This window comes from Bordetella tumbae (assembly GCF_965139195.1).
GTDB classification, from domain to species: Bacteria; Pseudomonadota; Gammaproteobacteria; order Burkholderiales; family Burkholderiaceae_B; genus Bordetella_A; species Bordetella_A tumbae.
The window spans coordinates 248,721-271,306 of the sequence record NZ_CBCSJH010000003.1 but is presented as its reverse complement, the minus strand read 5'-3'; the positions used below and the strand labels follow the sequence as shown (position 1 = coordinate 271,306).

General features: G+C 59.2%; 21 protein-coding genes. 2 read left to right on the top strand and 19 right to left on the bottom strand.

The window, feature by feature from the left end:
- Window positions 1-10 precede the first annotated feature (10 nt).
- Genes ACNA0J_RS06600 through ACNA0J_RS06565 form a run of 8 tightly spaced genes read right to left on the bottom strand, consistent with a single transcriptional unit; the run spans window position 11 to window position 7,766 of the window.
- Window positions 11-1,021, bottom strand: a complete 1,011-nt coding sequence (locus ACNA0J_RS06600) for an ABC transporter ATP-binding protein (protein ID WP_415817624.1) — start codon at window positions 1,019-1,021, stop codon at window positions 11-13.
- On the bottom strand, window positions 1,018-2,013 hold the full coding sequence (locus ACNA0J_RS06595; RefSeq protein WP_415817622.1) for an ABC transporter ATP-binding protein: 996 nt from the start codon (window positions 2,011-2,013) through the stop codon (window positions 1,018-1,020). Before ACNA0J_RS06595 ends, ACNA0J_RS06600 begins: the two co-directional genes overlap by 4 nt.
- Window positions 2,010-2,882, bottom strand: coding sequence for an ABC transporter permease (locus ACNA0J_RS06590; RefSeq protein ID WP_415817620.1), 873 nt, complete (start codon window positions 2,880-2,882; stop codon window positions 2,010-2,012). Before ACNA0J_RS06590 ends, ACNA0J_RS06595 begins: the two co-directional genes overlap by 4 nt.
- Entirely contained in the window at window positions 2,879-3,820 is a 942-nt protein-coding gene (locus tag ACNA0J_RS06585) for an ABC transporter permease (protein WP_415817618.1), read from the bottom strand. Before ACNA0J_RS06585 ends, ACNA0J_RS06590 begins: the two co-directional genes overlap by 4 nt.
- Window positions 3,817-4,956 carry an NAD(P)/FAD-dependent oxidoreductase gene (locus ACNA0J_RS06580; protein WP_415817616.1) on the bottom strand — a complete coding sequence of 380 codons (1,140 nt, stop codon included), beginning with the start codon at window positions 4,954-4,956 and terminating at the stop codon, window positions 3,817-3,819. The genes ACNA0J_RS06585 and ACNA0J_RS06580 overlap by 4 nt, the downstream gene beginning before the upstream one ends.
- On the bottom strand, window positions 4,953-6,353 hold the full coding sequence (locus ACNA0J_RS06575) for an FAD-dependent oxidoreductase (RefSeq protein ID WP_415817614.1): 1,401 nt from the start codon (window positions 6,351-6,353) through the stop codon (window positions 4,953-4,955). Before ACNA0J_RS06575 ends, ACNA0J_RS06580 begins: the two co-directional genes overlap by 4 nt.
- Window positions 6,350-6,646, bottom strand: coding sequence for a (2Fe-2S)-binding protein (locus ACNA0J_RS06570; RefSeq protein WP_415817764.1), 297 nt, complete (start codon window positions 6,644-6,646; stop codon window positions 6,350-6,352). Before ACNA0J_RS06570 ends, ACNA0J_RS06575 begins: the two co-directional genes overlap by 4 nt.
- On the bottom strand, window positions 6,627-7,766 hold the full coding sequence (locus tag ACNA0J_RS06565; RefSeq protein ID WP_415817612.1) for an NAD(P)/FAD-dependent oxidoreductase: 1,140 nt from the start codon (window positions 7,764-7,766) through the stop codon (window positions 6,627-6,629). Before ACNA0J_RS06565 ends, ACNA0J_RS06570 begins: the two co-directional genes overlap by 20 nt.
- Before the next feature lie 184 nt (window positions 7,767-7,950).
- Between ACNA0J_RS06565 and ACNA0J_RS06560 the strand changes: the two genes are divergently transcribed.
- Window positions 7,951-8,865, top strand: a complete 915-nt coding sequence (locus ACNA0J_RS06560) for a LysR family transcriptional regulator (RefSeq protein WP_094822782.1) — start codon at window positions 7,951-7,953, stop codon at window positions 8,863-8,865.
- Between the two features lie 29 nt (window positions 8,866-8,894).
- On the opposite strand, the gene ACNA0J_RS06555 is transcribed toward ACNA0J_RS06560, so the two are convergent.
- From ACNA0J_RS06555 to ACNA0J_RS06545, 3 genes are all read right to left on the bottom strand, one after another.
- Window positions 8,895-10,457, bottom strand: a complete 1,563-nt coding sequence (locus ACNA0J_RS06555) for an ABC transporter substrate-binding protein (RefSeq protein WP_415817610.1) — start codon at window positions 10,455-10,457, stop codon at window positions 8,895-8,897.
- Window positions 10,458-10,727: 270 nt separating this feature from the next.
- Window positions 10,728-11,726, bottom strand: coding sequence for a Bug family tripartite tricarboxylate transporter substrate binding protein (locus ACNA0J_RS06550; RefSeq protein ID WP_415817608.1), 999 nt, complete (start codon window positions 11,724-11,726; stop codon window positions 10,728-10,730).
- 117 nt (window positions 11,727-11,843) lie between these two features.
- On the bottom strand, window positions 11,844-13,088 hold the full coding sequence (locus ACNA0J_RS06545; RefSeq protein ID WP_415817606.1) for an alpha-hydroxy acid oxidase: 1,245 nt from the start codon (window positions 13,086-13,088) through the stop codon (window positions 11,844-11,846).
- A gap of 244 nt (window positions 13,089-13,332) precedes the next feature.
- On the opposite strand from ACNA0J_RS06545, the gene ACNA0J_RS06540 reads away from it, so the two are divergent.
- Window positions 13,333-15,006: a thiamine pyrophosphate-binding protein gene (locus ACNA0J_RS06540; RefSeq protein WP_415817604.1), complete on the top strand. Its 1,674-nt coding sequence runs from the start codon at window positions 13,333-13,335 to the stop codon at window positions 15,004-15,006.
- On the opposite strand, the gene ACNA0J_RS06535 is transcribed toward ACNA0J_RS06540, so the two are convergent.
- The 8 genes from ACNA0J_RS06535 to ACNA0J_RS06500 form a co-directional block, all read right to left on the bottom strand.
- Window positions 14,978-15,925, bottom strand: a complete 948-nt coding sequence (locus ACNA0J_RS06535) for a LysR family transcriptional regulator (protein ID WP_415817602.1) — start codon at window positions 15,923-15,925, stop codon at window positions 14,978-14,980. The two genes, ACNA0J_RS06540 and ACNA0J_RS06535, sit on opposite strands and share 29 nt — an antisense overlap.
- 92 nt (window positions 15,926-16,017) lie before the next feature.
- The gene (locus tag ACNA0J_RS06530; RefSeq protein WP_415817600.1) at window positions 16,018-16,641 is read right to left on the bottom strand and encodes a cysteine dioxygenase family protein; all 624 of its coding nucleotides are present in this window, start codon (window positions 16,639-16,641) and stop codon (window positions 16,018-16,020) included.
- A gap of 4 nt (window positions 16,642-16,645) precedes the next feature.
- Window positions 16,646-17,425, bottom strand: coding sequence for a 3-oxoacyl-ACP reductase (locus ACNA0J_RS06525; RefSeq protein WP_415817598.1), 780 nt, complete (start codon window positions 17,423-17,425; stop codon window positions 16,646-16,648).
- A gap of 1 nt (window position 17,426) precedes the next feature.
- A complete protein-coding gene (locus tag ACNA0J_RS06520; RefSeq protein ID WP_415817596.1) occupies window positions 17,427-18,443 on the bottom strand; it encodes an ABC transporter substrate-binding protein in 1,017 nt (338 codons plus the stop codon).
- Window positions 18,444-18,462: 19 nt separating this feature from the next.
- Entirely contained in the window at window positions 18,463-19,227 is a 765-nt protein-coding gene (locus tag ACNA0J_RS06515) for an ABC transporter permease (RefSeq protein ID WP_415817594.1), read from the bottom strand.
- The gene (locus tag ACNA0J_RS06510) at window positions 19,224-19,988 is read right to left on the bottom strand and encodes an ABC transporter ATP-binding protein (RefSeq protein ID WP_415817592.1); all 765 of its coding nucleotides are present in this window, start codon (window positions 19,986-19,988) and stop codon (window positions 19,224-19,226) included. The genes ACNA0J_RS06515 and ACNA0J_RS06510 overlap by 4 nt, the downstream gene beginning before the upstream one ends.
- Window positions 19,985-21,448 (bottom strand): acyl-CoA reductase, encoded by a 1,464-nt coding sequence (locus tag ACNA0J_RS06505; protein ID WP_415817591.1) that lies wholly within the window; start codon window positions 21,446-21,448, stop codon window positions 19,985-19,987. Before ACNA0J_RS06505 ends, ACNA0J_RS06510 begins: the two co-directional genes overlap by 4 nt.
- Window positions 21,445-22,527 (bottom strand): LuxE/PaaK family acyltransferase, encoded by a 1,083-nt coding sequence (locus ACNA0J_RS06500; protein ID WP_415817588.1) that lies wholly within the window; start codon window positions 22,525-22,527, stop codon window positions 21,445-21,447. Before ACNA0J_RS06500 ends, ACNA0J_RS06505 begins: the two co-directional genes overlap by 4 nt.
- Window positions 22,528-22,586 lie beyond the last annotated feature (59 nt).

Here is a 22,586-nt window from a genome sequence, read left to right as displayed (position 1 = left end):
GATGTCACCATCATTGCGTGATGACTTCCGGGGCCCGCGCCACACCTTCTGCAGCCAAAGGATAGAAGCAGGCAACCACTCTATCCTTGCGTGTTTCACAGGTCAGCAGCGGAATATGCCGATGACAGTTATCCTGCGCACGCGAGCATCGAGGATGAAACGTGCACCCTGAGGGCAGATTGGTCGGCGCGGGAATTTCCCCTACGATCCGGGACAACGCAATGCGTGCACCGGGGTCCGGTACCGGCGACGAGTCCCGCAAGATACGGCTATAGGGATGCAGCGGCGCATCCAACACCTGCTGTGTCGGCCCCTGTTCGATGATCCGGCCCAAATACATCACGCAAACCGTATCGCAAAAATGCCGTATTACGCCCAGATCATGGGACACAAACACGAAAGACAATCCACGCTCGCGCTTTAACCGATCCAGCAATTGCAGAATCTGCGCCTGCACCGAAACATCCAGCGCCGATACCGGCTCATCCGCCACAATCAGTTCCGGGTCCAGCACCAGCGCCCGCGCGATACCGATACGTTGACGCTGGCCTCCCGAAAACTCGTGCGGATAGCGGTCCAATGCGCTCAAGGGCAAACCCACTTCCTGAATCGTGCTTTGAACCTTTTCCTCGATCTCGCGTGCAGAGCCAAAACCGTGCACGACCAAGGGCTCGGACAAGGTCTGACGCACGGTACGTCGCGGATTCAACGAGGCGTAGGGATCCTGGAACACGATTTGAATACGTTGACGCAGGGCCCGCATCTGCGATGCGCTGGCCTGCCTCAGATCTTGCCCATCGAATACGATGCTGCCCTCGTCGGGCTCGACCAGACGCAGCAGCGTGCGGGCCACCGTCGATTTTCCGCAGCCGGACTCTCCGACCAGGCCCAGCGACTGTCCCCGCGCCACGCTGAACGACACATCGTTCACCGCACGCACGATGGTTTTTTTCCCGCCGAGAAAGCCGCCGCCGCTCTCAAAACGCTTGACCAGGTTACGGACTTGCAGAATGTCAGTCATATGGGCCTCTTGTTCGATTCGACGCGCACGACGCAACGGACCTGATGATCCTGGCTGATAGGCTCCAGCGTGGGCGCTTGCGCCTCACAACGCGCCTCCCTCAACGGACAACGAGAGGCATAGGCACAACCGCGCGGCATGGCAGTGATCGCCGGTACGCTGCCTGGGATGGGCTCCAGTACAGCAGTATCCAGGTCCACGCGAGGCATCGCCCGCAACAAGGCCTCGGTATACGGATGCGTCGGACGCGCAAACAAGGTATTCACATCCGCAGTCTCCACTACCTCGCCGGCATACATCACGGCGACGCGATCCGCGATCTGTGCCACCACGCCCAGATTGTGCGTGATAAAGACAACGGCCATGCCGTGCGCCTCTTTCAACTCTGACAACAGACTCAAAATCTGAGCCTGTATGGTGACGTCCAGCGCCGTGGTTGGCTCATCAGCCAACAACACCTTGGGCTTACAGGCCAGCGCCATGGCAATCATCACACGTTGACGCATGCCACCGGAGAACTGATGGGGATAGTCGTCAAACCGGCTCGCTGCGGCAGGTATTTTGACCTCTTCCAGGGCTTCCAGCGCGAGCGCTCTCGCCTCGCGCCATGACAAATGGCGGTGTTGGCGAATCGCTTCGGCAATCTGGTCACCCACCGTCATCGTCGGGTTCAGCGAGGTCATCGGCTCTTGGAAGATCATGGCGATCGCATCGCCACGCAACGCCGCCATCTGCTTTTCCGGCATCGACGTCAGATCACGGCCCTCTAGCAGTATCTGGCCGCCACCATGACGTGCCCCTGCCTGTGGCAGCAGGCGCAGCACGGATAACGCGGTCACGCTTTTTCCGCTACCCGACTCCCCCACCACAGCCAGCGTTTCGTTTTTCCGTACCGCCAGAGACACATCCCGCACAGCGGCATGCCAGGCGCCACCCACGCGAAACTCGGTGCGCAGGTTGCGCAGCTCCAGGACAGCATCTTGTGTGCTCATGACCGCTCCGATCGCAGTTTGGGGTCAATGGCGTCGCGCAAGGCATCGCCCAACAGGTTCAGTGCCAGCACAGTCACCAGAATCGCAATACTGGGGAATACGGTCAGCCACCAGGCGTCCAGGATGTTTTCAAAACCCTCGCGAATCATGCTGCCCCAGGTCGCTGCAGGTGGCGGCACACCCAGACCGATAAAGCTCAGCGACGCTTCCGTGCGTATAGCAGAAGCCATCCACAATGATCCTAACACCACCACATCCGAAATCATGTTGGGCAGAATATGCACACCCATCAAGCGGAATGGGCCATAGCCCAATGCGCGGCCGGCCTCCACAAAATCACGCTGCTTTAAAGCAATCGTGGGCGCGCGAGCTACCCGCACAAAAGGCGCAATCTCGGTGATCGCAATCGCGATGATCAGGTTTTCCAGACTCGCGCCCAGCATGGCCGCCACCATCAGGCCCAACAGCAAGGTCGGAAAAGACAGCAGGACATCCACCAACCCCATGATGAATTGGTCGACCACACCACCGACATAGCCTGCCAGAATCCCCAGCGCTGACCCGATACACATGGCGATCAGAATCGCCACGAACCCTACCAATAATGAAACCCTAGCTCCATAAATCAAGCGCGATAACACATCACGGCCATAGCTATCGGTCCCCAGCCAGAACTCGGCGGACGGCGGCTCCAGGCGATAAGCGATGTTTTGCGACAGCGGATCGTGCGGCGCCAGCCATGGCGCAAACACGGCGGCCAGCACGATCAATAACAACAGCCCTATTCCCAGCCAAGAGAGCCGGTTCTTGCACAGGGCTTGCCACAAGGCATTCGGCCTCGCGGCCACAGGTGCGGCGATAGCGCTCATTTGTATTTCACCCTCGGGTCCACTAACCCATACACCAGGTCAGTCAATAGATTCACCACAATCACGCACGATGCAAACACCACCATCAGCCCCTGCAGCAGCGTGTAATCACGCGCGTTCAACGCCCCCAGGATAAGTTTCCCCAGGCCAGGGCGGTTGAACACAATCTCCGTCAATACGGAGTTGCCGATCAATGTGCCGAAATACAACCCCACCACCGTCACGATGGGAATCAATGCATTACGCAGACCGTGTCGCAAAATCAATCGCATGGGCCTGACGCCTTTCGCCTTGGCCGTGCGTACGTAGTCTTCCCCCAGCACTCCCAGCATGGATGAGCGTGTCACGCGCATTACATACGCCGTCATGATCAAACCGAGGTTGAATGCGGGTAATACCAAGTTGTGCAGTTGTGTTTTCCAGTCCCCGGCTACCGAGCTGCCAATGACAGGGAACCAACGCAACTGGATCGCAAACACCAACAACATCAGAATGGCGGATACAAAGGCCGGAAAGGACAGACCCGTCAACGACAGCAGCCGCCCCAGATAGTCCGGCCAGGCATTGCGCCGCAGCGCCGCCCAGATACCGAGTGGCAATCCAAACACCACTCCTATCAGAATCGACGCAAGCGTGAGCTGGATCGTCCACGGCAACACCAGGGAGACCTCCTGCAAGACCGTCCTGCCGCTGGCCATCGACACGCCAAAATTGCCCGACAACATGTCTTTCAGGAAATTCAAATACTGAATATGCGTCGGCAAATCCAGGCCCAAACGCGTACGCAGCGCTTGCAGCGCCTCGGCACTGGCCTGATCGCCCAGCATCACAGCGGCGGGATCGCCAGGCACGAGACGTACCAGAATGAACACCGCCGTCAACATCGCCAGCAGCGTGGGGATAGCCAGCAACAATCGCTTGGCTGCATAGCGCATCATGAGCTTTTCTCCTTGGCGAAGGCCGGCATCAAACGGCGTGCATCCAGGGCCTGGATGGGACGAGACGTCTTCCCAGTCAGTATCAGATCGGCCAGCGTCGCGCCGACGACGGGCACCAGCTCGAACCCGTGGCCAGAGAATCCGAAAGCATGGAACACCCCGGGAGCATTGGGCGAGGGTCCCACTACGGGCAGCATGTCATCCGTCTTGGCCTCCAACCCTGCCCACACTCGCACGATCCGGATATCCCTCACTGAGGGAAAGAGATCGGTGGCCGAACGTGCTCCCTTGGCGAGCACCTGCATACGCGCCGTGGACGTTTCGCGGTCCAGGTCGGGAATGCCTTGCAAGCCGCCGCCTATGACTAATGTCCCTTGATCGGATTGCTTGAACGATAACGAACGCCCCATGATAGCCACCACCGGCTTGATGAATGGGCGCAATCGTTCGCTGACCATCATCATCGATGACTTGGTAGCCAGCGGAATATCGTCACCCGCCATCGCTGCAACCCGTCCCGACCATGCTCCGGCGGCGTTCACAATCGCACCAGCGCTCCATTCGCGGCCGCCATCGGCCGACACGAGCCAACCCTGGCCAGTTTTTTTAAGCGCGTTTACACCACAGTGCTCGACCAAGGTCACGCCTGCATCGACCGCGCTGCGTCGAAATGCCCGCAATGCGCGATGGGGATCTGCCGCGCCATCACGCCGCGTGTAGGATGCCCCGAGGCAATGATGCGACAGCTCCGGCAATAAACGGCGCAATTCCGCTGGGCCTATCATTTCCTCGTGCGTATAGCCATCTGCACGCAAACCATTTACGCGCGCTTCCAGCTTGCTCAATGCACCGGCATTTTCGGCCACGCAGATTTGTCCATTGGGATGGAATCCGCAGTCGTCCCCCACCAGGGACTCCAGCGCATGCCACATGTCCAGAGCCTCCAGTGACAGATCCAACTCGCCTCGATCCCGGTTCAGCGTGCGCACACCAGCCGCCGTGGCGCCAGAGGCATGGCGGCCTACCCAGTGTTTTTCCACCACCAATACGCGCGCGCTACGCCGTGCCAGATGCAGCGCTGCAGACAACCCGTGCAGGCCGCCCCCAATCACAATAACGTCATAGGCCTGAGTCATTCTTTTTCACCATCCAGATCCAAGCTGGCGAGTTCACCCAGTGTCAGAGGTTTCAGTGGCGGACGAATACGATAGAAACCCACCTGCGCCACTGGCCGCTGCTGCTCGGTGGCCAGGATATGCGCGATGGTGTAGCCGCATTGCCGCCCCTGACATGGCCCCATCCCGGCTCGCGTGAATGACTTGATCTGATTAGGTCCCGGTTGCCCCAGTGCTGCTGCGCGACGGATATCGCCTGCAGTCAATTCCTCGCAACGGCAAACAATCGTATCGTCGCTCGGTGCAAAGATGCTTGCTCGCGGCGGATACATAGCGTCCAACATAGGACGCAAGCGTTGCTGGCCTGCCAATTGTTTTCGCAACGGTAGCGCCTGCTCGGCAGCCTGCTGTGCAGTCAACTTTCCCGTCTGCAACGCTATCCCGATTGCCGCAAGTTCGCCGCGGGTGCAGGCGGCGTTGGCCCCCGCAATACCGGCGCCATCGCCTGCGAGATATACGCCGCGCAGCGAAGTTTGCCCCCACTCATCGACATCGGGCACCAGGCATGCCTGCTGATCACTCCAATGATGCGCACAGTCGAGCGCGCGCGTCATATGGATGGACGGCACCACACCCTCATGGACCAAGACGACCTTCGCAGGGACTCGTTGCGTAGCTCCGCCATTCACGGTGTACTCGAGCGTTTCCAGCTTGCCGTCACCCAGTGCACGAAACGACTGCACGTTTCGGATCCGTTTGACACCCGCCTGTTTCAACTCACGCAGCCAGCTTAAACCCTTGCGGATTTCACCAAAGCGTTGCAACACGTCGCCCAGATAAGGCATGGCACGCCGCCAACCACCGGCAGGCGAAGTATCCAGCCACCCTGCAACACGGCCGCCTGCGCGCACCAACTGCGCCATGTACAACAATGGCAAGGGGCCGCTGCCAACCACCCAGATGGGATCGGCAGGAACTTGCTGCGAGGTTTTCAACAGGATCTGCGCAGCCCCCACTGTCAGCACGCCGGGTAAGGTCCAGCCCGGAAATGGCGCGGGCCGTTCCTGTGCTCCTGTGGCCAGCAACACCTGATCGGCACGTATGACTTCGGCCTGCCCGCCCCGGCTCTTGTAGACATGCCAGCCCGGCTCGATCTGCCAGACCTGCGTCTGAGCCTCATAGCCTGCACCAGAGGCACGAAATGCGGCAGCCAGATGCTGCCCAGCCCGGTACTCGTCACCCAGCAACTTTCCTGTCGAGGTCGCAGCCACCGTTTCTACCGCGCGCCAGATCTGTCCTCCCGGTGCAGGCTGCTCATCCACCACCAGCACCGACAGTCCCGCCGCCCGCAAACGTATCGCCGCGCTCATGCCGGCAGGCCCCGCCCCCACAATCAACACATTCACTTCGCGCGTCATGGCAGGACACTCCGTTTTCCGAATTGACGTTGGACGCGCATGCCTTCACGCACTGTCACGAGACAGGTCTGTGTAGACGCCACACCATCCACAATGGCCAGGCAATCGAAGCACACCCCCATCATGCAGTACGGCGCGCGCGGGCTTTCGTTGACCGGCGTCGTACGCGATGCTGCCGTTTGCTGGCGCAGCAATACGGCCGCTACCGTTTCGCCGGGCTCGGCACGGACCGGCACCCCATCTATCGTCAAAGTCAGCGCCTGTGCGCCAGGTTCATGCAGCTTGCGAAACATCGAAGCGCTCATGGTGAAAAATTTCCAAAGAATCCGGCAGCTCGCGTTCGGCCAACGCACGGGCAAAGGGCCCCGCGTGGAACGACGCCAGCGTGACGCCAGAGTGACAAAGCGCGGTCCACGCGCCGGGATACTGGGTGGACTCGGCATAGACCGGTACACCATCGGGAGTCATCACACGCAGGCACGACCAATGACGCACCCATCTCGCATCAGCCAGATCCGGCAACACGCGCAGTGCCTTGCGGCTCATGCGCACGGCAGCATCGGTGGTCGTGCTCAGGTCATAGCCGACCTCTTCCTGGGTCACGCCTATCATTACCGTGCCTTCGCCGGTTTGCCGCAGTCCACTGGCTGGCACGGGCAACAGCGGTGCGACACGCTCGGTCACGAGCAACTGACCACGCTGCGGGCGCAGCGGCACATCCAGCGCCACCATCGGCCCCAACGCCACGGACCCTAAACCAGCAGCCAATACGACATTCGAGGCGCCATACACGGCGGGGTGATCCTCTGTACCCGCATGCACCCGAAACCCACCGCCTTGCTGGGCTTGAATATCCAGAACAGGATGCTGACTGCGCAATGCCCCGCCGCGCGACAGGAATGCTGCCTGTAACGCAGCCAGCAGACGCAGTGGATTCACATGCCCGTCCATCTGGCCAAAACTCGCGCCGGAGACCTCGGCTCCCCACCGCACAGCAGGGAACATGCGCTCGAGTCCGCCACGATCCAGCATGTCGATACAGGACTCTGTCTCGGCGGCTTGTGCCTGCCATTGCCCCATGCGCAGCGCACGCTCATCCCATTGAGCCTGCCCTAGACAAAAATGCAAGCCGCCTCGCCGCTCGTAGTCCAGCTTTATGCCCGTTTCTCGCTCCAGTTCGTCAGCGAACGCGGGCCATAACTGCGCAGCCAAGCGGGATAAACGCTGGTAGTGCGGATTACCGTAGCCTTTTCCCTGCACCCAGACCAGACCGAAATTCGCCTTGGCGGCGCGCAAATCGGTGTCTGCACCGTCCAGCATCAGCACAAGCTTCCCCTGCCCGGCCAGACCTGCGGCAATCGCGGCACCCACCATCCCTGCGCCAGCAACGATGTAGTCGTAGTCCTTAGCCATGGCAGTTCAGACCTCTATTGACAGTACGACGCGCATCTGCGCGACGATAGAACACTGACTTGCCATACATCCCTCGCTGGTGCCATCGCCTATGCTGCGCGGGGCGGTTTGCGCTATAAATCACCCTATAACCAAAACAGGAACGACCACTCGCCAATCGATTAAAAGTTATAGGACCGAGGTCATGCAGCAACCCTTGAATCTGAGACAAGTAGAGGCCTTCAAAGCCATCATCGAACACGGCACTGTCAGTCAGGCAGCGCTGGTGTTGAACGTATCCCAACCCGCCGTCAGCAAATTGCTGGCGCATCTGGAAGCAGATACCGGACTGACCTTGTTCGACCGCGTACGCGGCAAGCTCGCCCCGACGCCGCAAGGCATGCAGCTCTATCACGAGGTCGATCGAGTCTTTGCCGGTCTGCGTCAGGTCGAGCAAGCCGTTGACTCTATCCGTCGCAACGAAGCCCGCAATCTGGTGGTGGGCGTGATGCCGGCGTTGTCTGGATCTTTCATACGCCGTGTCATCGAAAATTTTCTGAAGATTCATCCCGATGTACATGTGTCCGTCCAAAACCGGGCCTCGCTGTTTTTGGCAAACTGGCTGGCCACCCGTCAGATCGATGTAGCGTTGGTCGGCAGCCGCGTGGACAATCCGTATATCGAGCGAGAGACGTTGTTCCAACATCCCCTGGTCTGTGCCATGCATGTCAATCACGCATTGACACGCAAACGCGTGATCCGCCCGCGGGACTTGAGCGGCGAACCTTTTGTGGCCTTTGCGTCGGACAGCCAGACACATGAGCTGGTAGAGGCCGCATTCGAACGCAGCAACGCCACCTTGAATGTGGTGTTGGATGCGAACACGGCACCCACCGCATGCGAATTGGTCGCCGCTGGCTTGGGTGTGTCCTTGATTCATCCGTTATTTGCCGATGGATTGCAAAATCGCCTGGTATTGCGACGCTTTGATCCCGAAATGCAGTTCCATTTCCAGCTCTGTCGCGCACATGCATCGCGCAACGCGAGCTTGACAGATACATTCATCCAGGAAGCCCGGAACGTCGCGTCGCAAGTATCCCGCGAGGTGCTAAAGGGTTAACAAAAGGGCCGGCCAAGGCCCCTCGCCACTCAAGGGGCCGACAACGTGGCCGCCTCTGTGATGGAGGGCTGCAGATTCAGCGCTCCCTTCAGGTCATAGCCGTAGTTCACACCGTCGCCCCGCGCCCATACTTGCTTCAACCCAAAAAGCGGCACGGAGCAGACATCGTCGTGAATCTTGGCTTGCGCGTCTTTCCAGAGGGCGAGCTGCTTTTGTGGATCCGGCTCGATGCGTGCGGCGCGTATGTCCGCATCCCCTACCGCGCAATGTCCAAAATTCGACATCGCAGCAGGAGCCCCGATAGCGGCTGCCGAATCGTAGAATTCGCTCAGGTACACGTCCGCATTAGGGAACCGCGCCGCACCGTAAAACACTAGCGCACTCTGGTCCTTTCGACTCTTGGCCTGATAGGTCGCATGGTCTACGACCTCCATTTCCAGCTTGATCCCCGCCTTGGCCAACTGCGCCTGGATAATCTCCATGATGGGCTGTTGCGCCGAAATATTCGAGACGATCGATTTGATCGCAATACCGTTCGGAAAGCCGGCTTCGGTCAATAGCGCCTTGGCGCGGTCTAGATCATGGGCATACGCGCCCGCGCTGCAGTCTTGGCCCAGATACCCGTTCGGCACAACCGAACAGCCCTTTTCAGCGACGTCCTTGCCTGCATAACGCACAATCTCATCGACATTGATAGCCGCGGCAATCGCCTGACGTACCTTCAGATTATCCAGAGGCTTGATACTGCGATTGATGAACAACGTACGGAATTCGGCCGGCTCGAAAATATCGACCTTCATCCCACGCTTGACGGATCGCTCCACCCAACGCTGTTCCCGCTTGCCCTGCATCACGTCGATTTCGTTCGACGTAAAGGCCAGCTCGCGAGCACTATCCGAAGGAATCATTCGATACGTGATGCCCGCCAGTTTTGGTTTGCCACGGAAATAGGCATCATTGGCGACGAGCTTCACATATTGCTGTGTCACATGCTCGCCAAAGGCGAATGGACCCGTACCTATCGGCGCCTGCCCAAACTTGTCGCCGAGTTTTTCTGCCGCGGCCTTGCTGACGATGTTGCCACCATGATAATCAGACACGCGCCCCAGGAAGGCCGCGTCTGGGTACTTCAATGTGAATTTCACGGTGTAGTCGTCGACGGCTTCGACCTTGTCCAGGATGGCGAAATTCGCCGCGAAACTGGAACGTTTGGGGTCTGCCGCTCTCCCAATCGAGTACACCACGTCAGCGGCCTTCAGCTCTCCGTACCCGCCATGAAACTGCACACCTTTACGCAGATGAAAGGTCCAGACCTTGCTGTCCGGCGAGGACTCCCATTTTTCTGCCAAGTCCGGTTCGAGGGCCTTTGGATCGGCGCTGCCCGGCGGAAAACGAACCAGGCCATCGAACATCTCCGACGCTACGCCCTTATCCGCAGTCGATGTGGCACGATGGGGATCCAGTGTCGCGTTGTCGGCAGCGCCCGAGCTGATACGCAGCGTCGGACGATCTTGAGCGTAAGCCGTAGATTGCAATCCCGCGCCCAAAGCAAGAAGAGCAGCGGCCAGAACAGTAAGTGCAGGACGTTTCATGGTTTCCCTTGGGGCCACGTGACGCACGCGGCGATGGTGGTTGACACATCAGCCGCGAATGGAGCGGCACGGTCGCCACCTTAGGCGCGTGCCACTCACCCCGTCAAAGTCCTTCAACTACACCGCCTATTCTTAAAGGTTATAAGGTGGGCCTGGTGCATACTCGCCCGCCAGGAAGCGATGAACGGGGCTTATGGTTATTACTGATGCCCCGAAATTTTCGAACCTAGGGAAAACACTAGGCGAATGAGACCGCCTACAGGCTCCTCTTTACATCTTGATGTTCGCTTTCTTGGCGACGTCGGCCCATTTCGCTACTTCGGCCTTCTGAAACTTACCGAGCTCCTCTGGACCGGCACCGGACACATCCAACCCGAGTCCTTGGAGCTGTTTCAGCACTTCAGGCTGTTTCAGCGTCTGGCTCATCGCGGCATACAGTTTTTGAATCACATCATCCGGCGTGCCAGCGGGCGCGAAAACGGCCTGCCAGGACAGGACCTCGAAACCGGGCAGACCCAGCTTGTCCAGCGGGGCAACGTCCGGCAGGACGGGCGACGGCGTCGTCGACGTTACACCCAACGCGCGCAACCTACCCGCCTGGATTAGCGGCACCGAAGACGTGATGTTGTCAAAGACCAGGTCGATCTCGCCGCTCACCAGTGCCTGCAAAGACGGGGCGCTGCCCTTGTACGGGACGTGCAGCATGTTCACGCCGGTGACATCCATGAACAACTCCCCGGTCAAATGCTGCGAGCTGCCCACACCAGACGAACCAAAATTCAATTGACTGTCGGGTTTTTTCCCCGCATCGATCAGATCCTGGACCGTCTTGTACGGGCTGTCGGCTCGCACTACCAATACATTGGGCAAGCTCCCTGTCAGGATGACGGGCTTGAACGACGTGACGGGGTCATAACCGATATCGGGATAAATGCTGACATTGATCGCGTGGGAGCTGATCGTACCGCCGACAATGTTGTAGCCGTCAGGCTTGGCGCGCGCGACCTTGGCAGACCCGAGGCTGCCGCCGGTACCACCCATGTTTTCCACAACAAGGGGTTGACCGAGGATTTTCGCTGCCGAAACACTATAAATGCGGCCGATAATGTCGGTCGCGCCGCCTGGCGCAAATGGCACGGTATAAGTGATGGGCCGATCAGGCCACTCTGCCGCCAGTGCAGTAAAGGGCAATCCGACAGCGCCGGCAGCAACGGCAGCAGCGCTGGCTTTCAGCAGCGAACGACGGTGGTGGTCAATGACACGAGACATGGTTATACGCTCCTCAATATTGGATTTTCTAATTCAATGATCCAAGGCCAGTCCAGTCAGCCTGAACCTTGGCGATGATCTGTGGGGATCAGCCTGCCTGCCGGCGATATCCGGCCCCTAGAGAGGCGCCCTGCGCAATAACGTGTGGTCGATCTCATAGGGATGATTGATCCCCAGCAAGGCCATATCACGATCGACTTCAGTGCGCAGAATGTGGATCGCATGCGCCACGCCCGCTTCGCCCGCCACGGTTGCAGCATAGTTGAACGAGCGCCCATTGAAAACACAGCGGGCCCCTAGCGCCAGCGCTTTCAGAACGTCTGTGCCGCGCCGAATACCGCTATCCATCATCACGACGAGGCCCTCGGCCGTCTCGGCGATCTCTGGCAACACGTCCAGCGGCGAGAGCGCGCTGTCCAACTGACGTCCGCCATGATTGGATACGATGATGCCGTCTGCCCCTGCCGAACGCGCGAGCAGGGCATCCTCTTTGCGCATGATCCCCTTGATGACCAGGGGACCTTTCCAGAGCTTGCGGGCAACTTTGACATGTTCCCAGCACAGATGGTCGCGCGCGACGAAATCGCGCTTCACCGATGCTGACAGAATCGGCGCACCGCGCTCGGCACGCCAGTTTTCAAAATGAGGCATGCCATGGCGGGCAAGGGTTCTCAAAAAAGTCCCCGCCAGCCAACGTGGATGGCTGATGCCGTCCCATGCCAAACGCGCACTGGGCCGCAGCGGCGTAGAGAAGCCATTTTTCACATAGCGTTCGGGATTCACTTGAACCGGCAAGTCCACCGTCAGGACCAAGGTGCCAAAACCCGCCGCCTCAATACGCGCCAGCAGCTCGGCGATACGCTTTTCATCTCCCGGCAGATAGGCCTGAAACCAGGTCCCGGGGGCCGCCTCGGCGACGTCTTCCATCCGGATGAGCGAGGCGCCACTCATGACCGCCGGGACGCGATGCTCACGAGCCGTCTTGGCCAGGACGATGTCCCCGCGATAGCTCCACATTGCCGCCAATCCCACGGGGCTGATCCCAAATGGGCTCGCGTATTGCTGGTCGAACAACGTGATGCTTTGCGTCCGCTTTTCCACGCCCTCCAGCACACGCGGAGAAAACGCCCAGCGGTTAAACGCCTGGCGGTTGCGGCCCATCGAGACTTCATCGTCGGCGCCATTGGCTATGTAGCTGTAGAGCTGTCGAGGAAGCTTGTTGCGAGCAAGCGGCTGAAAATCATCCAGGCAGAGCACCTGTTTTAGCACCGCGGGTAACGGCTTGGCAGCGACGGGCTTCGTATTGGCCGCCTCGCTCGTGTCTTGAGGAATCGAGGTTGTGTAGTTCGTAGGAGCGGTCATGTCTCGTTTTTCTGGGAACAATCCCCTTTATGTGCCGCGATCAGGAACATCTTTCGGACCAGCGGCATCGACGATGCTATACGCGCGCGTATGGAACCGCTATGCGGATTCGGCACATCAGGTATGCACGAAACGCAGCGCATAACGCCCCTAAAGCGGGATAACCTGCCGCCATCCATTGCCGCAAGCCCCGGCATCACGCCGATCCGCCCAAGGTGACTGACTTTCTCTACTGACAATCGCCATGAACACTCCAGTACAACAGGCCGGGCGCACCGCTGGCCGCGCCCTCGTTTCCTCGCTCGTCGCTCACGGTGTAGAGCGCGTATTCTGCGTCCCCGGTGAAAGCTACCTGGAAGTCCTGGACGCCCTGAAAGACGTCGAAGGTCAGATCGATCTGATCGTCACCAAACACGAGGGCGCGGCGGCCAACATGGCCGAGGCCGATGGCAAGCTGACGGGCAAACCCGGCATCTGCATGGTGACACGCGGCCCCGGCGCCACGCATGCCAGCATTGGTCTGCATATCGCCCAGCAGGACTCCACACCGATGATCCTGTTCGTGGGCCAGATTGCCCGCAGCCATCGTGGCCGCGAAGCCTTTCAAGAAGTGGACTACCAACAGTTTTTCGGCAGCATCGCCAAGCTCGTCATCGAAATCGACGACCCGCACCGCGTTCCCGAGTTGCTGGCCAAGGCATTCAACGTTGCCGCGTCCGGCCGTCCGGGTCCGGTGGTCGTGTCGTTGCCCGAAGATATGCTGACCGAGCTCACGGCAGCGCCTGATTGCCAGCCGATTCAACTCCAAACGGCCGAGGTGGGCGCGTCTACACGCGAACAAATCGCCTCCGCCTTGCAGACTGCCCAGCGCCCGCTCGTCATCATCGGAGGCAGCAACTGGCCGGCACAAGCCTGCGAGGATCTCCGTACCTTTGCCGAGGCGTGGAACCTGCCTGTAGCCTGCTCGTTCCGCCGCCAAGACCTGCTGGACAACGAGAATAAGCAATACGTTGGCCACATGAGCCTGGGCATGAGCCCGGCGCTAAAAGCCCTGGTGCAAGAATCGGATTTGATCATAGCCGTCGGCACTCGCCTGGGTGATGTGCCCACCGATGGCTATACGCTGCTGGACCTGCCCACGCCGAAACAGAAACTGATTCACTTCCACCCGTCGCCCGATGAGATCGGGCGCGTTTTCCGGCCAGACCTGGCGATTCAGGCTACCTCGGACGCCGCCCTGCGTGCGCTGGTGCAACTGCAAGCCCCGAACCAAGCTCCGTGGAGTCAGCGCACAGCCCAGGCACGTGAAGCCTTTGTCGCATTCACGTCGCGTCGTGAACCAAAACCATCGCTCAATGGCGTAGATCTCACCGAAGTCATGCTGCATCTGAACGAGGTGCTGCCTGAGGACGCCATTTTGACGAATGGAGCAGGCAACTTCTCTGTCTGGCTGCACCGTTATTACCGCTATCGCACGGCCCGAACTGAGTTGGCCTCGACCTGCGGTGCAATGGGATATGGACTGCCTGCTGCAGTCGCGGCCGGGTTGCGCTTCAAGGGTCAACGTCCGGTTGTCTGCGTCGCAGGCGACGGATGCTTCATGATGTACCCGCAGGAAATCGCAACCGCCGTCGAGTTCGGTGCCCCATTGATCGTGTTGCTCGTCAATAACGGCATGTATGGCACCATCCGCATGCACCAGGAACGCGAATATCCGGGACGTGTGTCAGGCACCCGTATTCACGGCTCGGATTACGTGAGCTTGGCGACCTCGCTAGGTGCCTACGCAGAGCGTGTGCAGGACGCGGCCGATTTTCCCCAGGCATTCGAGCGCGCGCAAAAAGCCGGCGGCGTTGCCGTCCTCGAACTGGTCACCGATCCGTTGCAGATCACGCCTGACAAGCGGATCCAGGCGTAGCTTGAACGTTCGGCCATTGACCGGAGCGGACCAGATCCGCGACGGTCTGTTTGATGATTTGTACGACAGTCCAGTAGCTATCGACCTGAGCACGCCCGCGCGGTGTTGCCAACGCGACCGTACGGGTAGCTCTGGGATGGTCGATACGAATGGCCTTCAACGTTCCCGCGGCCAACTCTGCCGTGACCGCTGCCAGGGGCAGAATGGTGTAGCCATGGTTTTGCTGCACCAACCGACGCATCAGATGCGTGGAACCATCACATTCGATAGCGATATTCGGCGGTTCGCCAATATCCTGAGCCAATGCCTCCAGCCACGCTTTCAGCCCATGCGCAGTACTGGGCAGGACCATGGGCAGTTTGAGCAATTCCGCGCCGCTGAACTTGGTGCGCGGGCTGGTCATGGACGATGAACAAATGCAGTACAGATCTTCCCGGAGCAGTTCCTCATAGTCAATGAGCTTGGACTGCGTGGGCTGATACAACAAGGCTACGTCGACCTCGCCGTCCTGCAGCATACTGATGATGTGAGACCCCAGCCCCTCGACAAAGCGGATCGTCGAACGCGGAAACTCGGCTTTCAATGCATGGCCAATCGCCCCAAACGTCGTATTCGCGATCGTCGGCTGTGACGCGATAGTGATCTTGCCCGGCCCGGATGAGGCCAACTCCGCTGCCGTCCTGCGGGCGCGGGAAACCGCGCCGACGACCTCTTCTGCCGCCCGAAACATCGCCTGGCCCTTCTCTGTCAGGATCATCCCTCGCCCCGAACGGTGAAAGAGCCTCATGCCCACGCTGTGCTCCAGACGCGTGATGTGCCGGGTCAGCGTGGATTGCTCGATGCCTAGATCGGAGGCGGCGCGAGACACGCTGCCAGCCTGTGCAACGACATAGAAATACTCAAGCGCGACGAGATCCATCGAAATAACTTAAAAAGCAGAGGGTTATGGGCAATGCCATGTTAATTGACATCCTCCCCAGCCCAAAGTCGAGGCTCCCATACCTCTACCCCTCATTGGCGCTTGAGTTCCTTGGAAACATCCCAAAGATTGGGAAGGCTTGTATTGTGGTAACCGGAAATGAACGGTTTACGCTCGCCCTCTGGCGTGTAGACGGAACGCCTCACTGCGCCGATATTCGCACCATAGACATGAATGCTGATCGACACCTGATCGTCGTAAGCGTTAGAGACCCGATGCACATCACCCACAGAAGGGGAAACGGCCTCTACCTGCCCAGGTTCCAATCTGACAGCTTTCCCCGATTTGTCGACACCCGTTGAAGGGTTCAACACATACGGTTGCGAGTACTCTGCGCCCCTTAACATACCAATCAAGCCCCATACCGTATGGTCATGGATGGGCGTGACCTGCCCAGGCCCCCAGACAAAACTCACGACCGAGAATCGCTGCGCAGAATCCGCGTGCAGCAAATACTGACGATAGTAAACGGGATCGGGCTGTGCATACTCGTCTGGCAACCAATCGTCTCTTGATACGAGCTCGCCCAACAATGCGCCGCCCTCGCGCAGAATCGTCGGCTCGTCACTGTGGCGCGATAGCAGATCCGCGAAGCTGACCACGAACGTGCGTAAAGCGGCGATGTTGGGCGTAGAGGGTAAATGGATCATAGTCATCAGATTACCGCATCACCAAGCCGCCATCCACCAACAGAACCTGCCCCGTCATGAATCCGCTCCAATCCGAGGCCAGGAACAGCACCGGTCCCGCAATATCTTCCGGCCTGGCGATACGCCGCAGCGGCGTTGCCGCGATCAGCGAATCGCGGAATGATTCCTGGGTGCCGCCACTGGAGTCCGTCGGATAAACCAAACCCGGCGCGACACAGTTCACCCGGATGCCAAACGGACCCAATTCAACGGCTAGATTACGGCTGAATGCCTCCAATGAGGCCTTCGCGGTAGTGTAGTCGTGATACGGAATCACAGGGTTCTCGACCAAGTTCGTCGAGATATTGACAATGCAACCCTGGGCCCGTTGTTTGAAATGCGGTAACGCAGCGCGGCAAACATTAAACGCCGCCCCCACAGAGCCTTCAAATTGCGATTGATAATCCTGCCATGTCAGATCGTCGAATACCGTACGGCGTCGCGGATCGAACGCATAGTGACGCAGCGCATTGTTGACCACCACATCGAGTCGGCCTGCCTCCTGCACAATGGCATCGACCATGGCCTGTACCGCTACGGCGGAACCAACGTCTGCCTGTACCGCCCAGGCATCGCCGCCCAACGCTTGGCATTGGGCAACCACGGCCTCAGCCGCCGCGGCGTTACTCAGGTAATTGACGACCACGGTTGCGCCCTCTCGGGCGAAACCACGCGCGATTTCGGCACCGATGCCTCGGCTGGCGCCTGTCACCAACACGACCTTGCCTGTAAATTTCTGGCTGGCGCTCATATCAAGACTCCGGCAACAAGCTGCTATCAACGACATTCGCCACATCAATCGAATGTTGGATCAAACCCAGATCGCGATAAGCGTCGGCCGCCTTTTGCAGCAGCGTCAGGTCAAAGGCACCCAGCGCGCGTTTGACCCCATCCGGGCCGGCAGGCGCCATCGCCGAATCGTTACGTAACCGTATGACTTCCAGGTTGATATCCCGATCCGTACCATCGATCGCCCGTTTGCTCGCCAAGTCGGCGGCTTCTTCTGGCTGCGCGATCATCCAGGCAGCGCTGTCACGGTAGGCCTTCAGGAACGAGCGCAGCAATGCTTGTTTCTGCTGATAGGTTTCTTCACGCACGACAAATAAATCGCTGGACACGTTGATGTGATCACGGACTTGCATCACGTCAACGTCGCCCAAACCGCGCCGCCTGCCGACAAGTAGGCCCGTGTCCGTAGCAGCAGTGGCATCGACCTGGCCCAGCAGTAGCGGCGCAAAGTTCAACACCCCCGTCACCACGATTTCCACATCGGATTCGGTCAAGCCCGCCTGGTGCAGCATCACCAACAGATTTTGCCGCGTACCGCTGGACAGGCTGTAGACGCCGATACGTTTGCCTTTCAGATCCTCTGGACGCGTGATGTTAGCGGACTTGAGCGAGACCACGTTAAAGACATTCTGTGGGTAGATGTCGTAGATAGCCCGTAATTTTTCTCCCTTGTCCAACGCCATGAAAAAGGACCCGGGATCGGTAAATGCCACATCGGCCTGTCCGCTCAGCATATTGCGAATGGCATCACCACCGCCTGTACCCGGCAGATAGACCAGTTCAATACCCTGGGCCTTGAAGAATCCCTTGTCCGGCTCCACCAACAGATTGGTGATTTCTGAGATGGGTTTGCTCCAACCTGCCAACGTGACTTTGCCGGACGCGGCTTCGTCAGCCCGCACAATCGGAGCAAAAATCGATGCGGCAGTCAGACTCGCTGCAGCAGCCAAGAAGACGCGACGAGAGGGTGAACAAAGCATGAAAAAGTCCTGAGAGATTTCAAAAATGATCGCCGTACGGACGCAACAAACGCCGCTCAAACATCAGCATGGCCTGATAGCACAGCAATCCGATCGCAGCAATGGCGGTCAACGCGGCGAACATCAGAGGGGTATCCATCATGCCTTGCGCCGCGATAATGACTGCACCTAGCCCACGGCTGGCGCCGATGAACTCACCGACGACGGCACCGACCAAGGCCAGCACTAACGCAACCCGCCATCCCGCCAGAATCCCCGGCAACCCCGCCGGCAGTTTCAGTCGCAACAATGTCTTCGTACGCGACGCCCCCAACATGCGGAACAACTGCAAGCGATTCGGATCGACCTGCCGCAAACTGGTCAGCGTGTTTTCCATCAGGGGGAAAAAGCAGATCAGCGCTGTCATCACCACTGTGGGCGCGATGCCAAAACCGAACCACAACACAAACAGCGGTGCCAGCGCCAGCTTGGGCACCACCTGGCTGACGATGACATAAGGTTTGAAGACGCGATCGAGCAGCGCTGATTCCGCTAACGCGATGCCCATTGCCAGCCCCGCTGCACCTCCTAGAGCCAACCCCAATAGCATTTCCGCCAGCGTCGCGCCGATGTGCGGCCATAAGTATCCCGTGGAGAGCGTCGTCCATAACGTACGCACCACCGCCGAAGGCGCCGGCAACACGAGTGCGGAAATGTCCGCTTGCCGCACGACGAGCTCCCATGCGCCCAACAGCACAATCAACAACACCATAGGCAGCACACGGCGGCTCAGCACCTGTCTCATTTCGCCACCCCCGTCATCGTGTCGAATATCTGCGCGCAATACGTATTAAACGCTGCACCATGACGCATGGACTGAGTACGAGGCGCAGGCAATTCCACCGGAATATCGGCCAGCAATCGCCCCTCATGCATGACCCCAATGCGATCAGCCAAATACACTGCCTCGCCAATGTCATGTGTGACGAACAGCACCGTCGTCTTGCGCGACTGGCACATCCGCGTCAGGTCATCCTGCAGCTCGCCGCGCGTGATAGCGTCTAACGCTGCAAAGGGCTCATCCAACAACAGCAGCGCTGGCTCAAGAATCAATGCCCGCGCCAAAGCCGTCCGGCTTTGCTGCCCGCCGGACAATTGCCGAGGATAGTGTTGCGCATGCCCCGACAATCCCAACATGGCCAACAGCTCGTGCGCTCGCGCGACGTCATCGGCGAGCGGCCGGCGTTGCAACGACACAGGTAGGAGCACATTGTCGATAACCCGCTGCCACTCCAATAGTGTCGGCGCCTGGAACATATAACCTAATTGCGGCCCGGGCTCGACGCGCTTGCCGTCCCCTTGCTGTATACGTCCCGACTGCGGTACCAACAGACCGGCAGCGAGCTTGAGCAACGTCGTCTTGCCGCAACCGCTGCGGCCGACCAGGCAATGAAAACCGCCGGTCTTCAATTGCCAGTCGACGCGATCCACAATCGGCCGCCCGCCTGCATAGGTGTACACCACCTGCCGCATATCAAGAAACGGCCTGTCCACATCCACGCTCATGTTTCATACGGGGCGAAGGGCTCGGCCGCCGCCTCAGCCGATTGCTCGATCTCGGCCACACGAACCAGGTCAAGCAGATTAAAACGGCCATCATGATGCCAGCCCGCTTCGGGCATACTCATCGAACCCATGGCACTGATGCGGGTCACGCCCACTGCTCCGAGCTGCTCGGCGAGGCAATAGAGTTCCTCTGGTGTAGCGGCGATGCCTGCGGTCTGCAACAACGCACTGCGCTCCTGCACCGCAGGCCCCACATCCTCCAAAACGTCGATCGCCGCAACAACGATAGTGCGCTGTAACGCGGACGGCGACAGCGGCTGAGCATCGTCCGTATAGGCGACACTCCATTGCGCCTCATGATCGCCAATCAACCCGTCCACGCCGCGTTGGGCTGCGGCACTCCACTCAATGGACTGCCGCCATTTCGCCAGCGATACCGACTCCGCCAAATCCAACGCACGCCTCGGATAGCGGCGCTGCAGGTTCGCCAATTCGCCCGCGAGATAGCCCGCAAACTCGCGAGGAGCAACCTGTCCGCCACGTTGTACATAAAACACTTGCGGCGAATAACACCCCTGCTGGTCGTAACGCATCACGTCCCAAGCCGCACGTCGCGCGACGGCGGGCGCCTTTAACGTGTCAAGCGCAGCAGCACTGATCACGCCGAAACCCAGCTTATGCCCATGCGGCAGAAATCGTGTCGTAACAGGCAGACGGCGCTGAATCGCCTGCAGTGAATCATTGCCGCCGTAGGCTACCACCGTGTCGGCCTGCGCATAGAGCGCGTCTGCCTCCTCGTCACCGGCCCCACGCCACCACACTACGGCAAAGCAATCCGCTAAGGGCGGATGCACTTCGGCCAGCAGCCGTGCAAACCATCCCGCAAATAAGGGCTCAGCGCTGGGAAGTTTGCCGATATTGCCCGCCTTGACCAGCAAGCCGCACACAAAGCTCCACAACGCCAAGGCAGGTACGTTCCCCGCCCAGCTATGCACCAACAACTCAGGCCCATAGGCCCGCACTGCACCACCCTTGGCTGCAGGCTGAAAAGCATCCAGGACTTTGGGATTGGCGAAGTCTTCCACGACAAAACGATGCAACTGCGGCGCCCGAAAGGTCTTGAAAAAACCCGTCAGTCCCAGGCGCACCATCTCTGCGTCATAGCCACTGACCAGCGGCAACAAGGCATCGGCTTGGCGGCGATATGGATCGTTGGGATCCAGCAAACGGGCAACTGCACGATCAATGATCGAAATAATCTCTGATACCGGCAACGTTTTGAGATGCTGCGCACTGGCTCGCCTGACGCGCTCGGCCAGCGTTCTCATCTGCTGCGGCGACAACACCGGCACCGATACCTCGACGCGTTGGTCGCCTTGAGCAAATGGCAATATCTGCCATTGCACCTCATGGGCTGACAGCCCCGGTAAATAGCCAGCCTCGACCCGCAGCGTGTTCATGATGCCGCCGACCGGATGAACTCTTCCACCGCTAATGAGCAGCCTTTGGCTTGCGCCCCCTCGGCACGTCCCAACAATAGGAAACCATTCTCGGCCGGTTCACCTACGTCCTCAGTCAGAATCGTGGTGACCGAATTAAAGTTGCCCAGATCGCAGTGCGCCAAGATGCCACGCTCGCCATCGGGTACCGTATTGCCCGTTGCGGGATCGACCAAACGCGAGCGAATCCAATGCGGTCCGGATTTCACAGAAGGCACCACCGCATTGCCGTCGTCATAAAACTGCGTGCTCAACTCCGTCATGCCGTACATATTGATGCACAGTTCACGAGGTACGCCTAACAGCTCGGTCAGCGCCGCGTAAAAAGCTTCCAACGGGAGTTCACGGGATTGGCCCTTGTACCCTCCCGTATCGAGGATACGGCTACCTGGTGGCAGATGAAAGGATCGGCCCGACTGACGCAACGCGTCAATCACGTGCACAAAGCTATAGCTCGCCCCCAGCAGCGCATACGGCTCACCGAGGCACTCGGCCTGCTCGAGCCGCAGCCACAGCCCCTCCAGATCGATCCCCTCCGGCGACATGAAATATCGGCTGTCTGCACTGCCGAACGTGGATTTCGCCAAGGCCAGATAATGCGCCAACGACGAGTTAGGCATGGCGATCTCGTCCGGAAATAAAATCCCCATCGGCATACGTTCGACACCTCGCATAAAACGCAAGGAAAAATTGCGCGTCATCGATAGGTCGTAAACATCCAGCCGAGGATGAAAATGCCGCCCGCGCATATCGGCGCGAGTCGTCCCACTGGTCATGAAAACGCGCTCGGTGGGCGACTGCGGCTCGCAACGCAGTTCCATTGCTTTGAAAGCGTCAATAGGCACAGCCGGAATATCGCGCCAGGATTTCACATTGCGTATGGTCGCGCCACGCCGCTGGCAAAAACTGCGAAACGGCGCGTTGGCGTGGTACTGGTAGGCAAACAGACGCAAGGCGAGCCTGTCAAATTGCTCGTCAGTGCAGCCGTCCTGGGCAATGAATTCGAGAATATCCGCATCAGGCGGTTCGGCGTAGTTCATGGGCTTTGGTGAATCCTATACATGGAAGCTCCGAAGCCCGCCTGCACAAGCCGACCAAT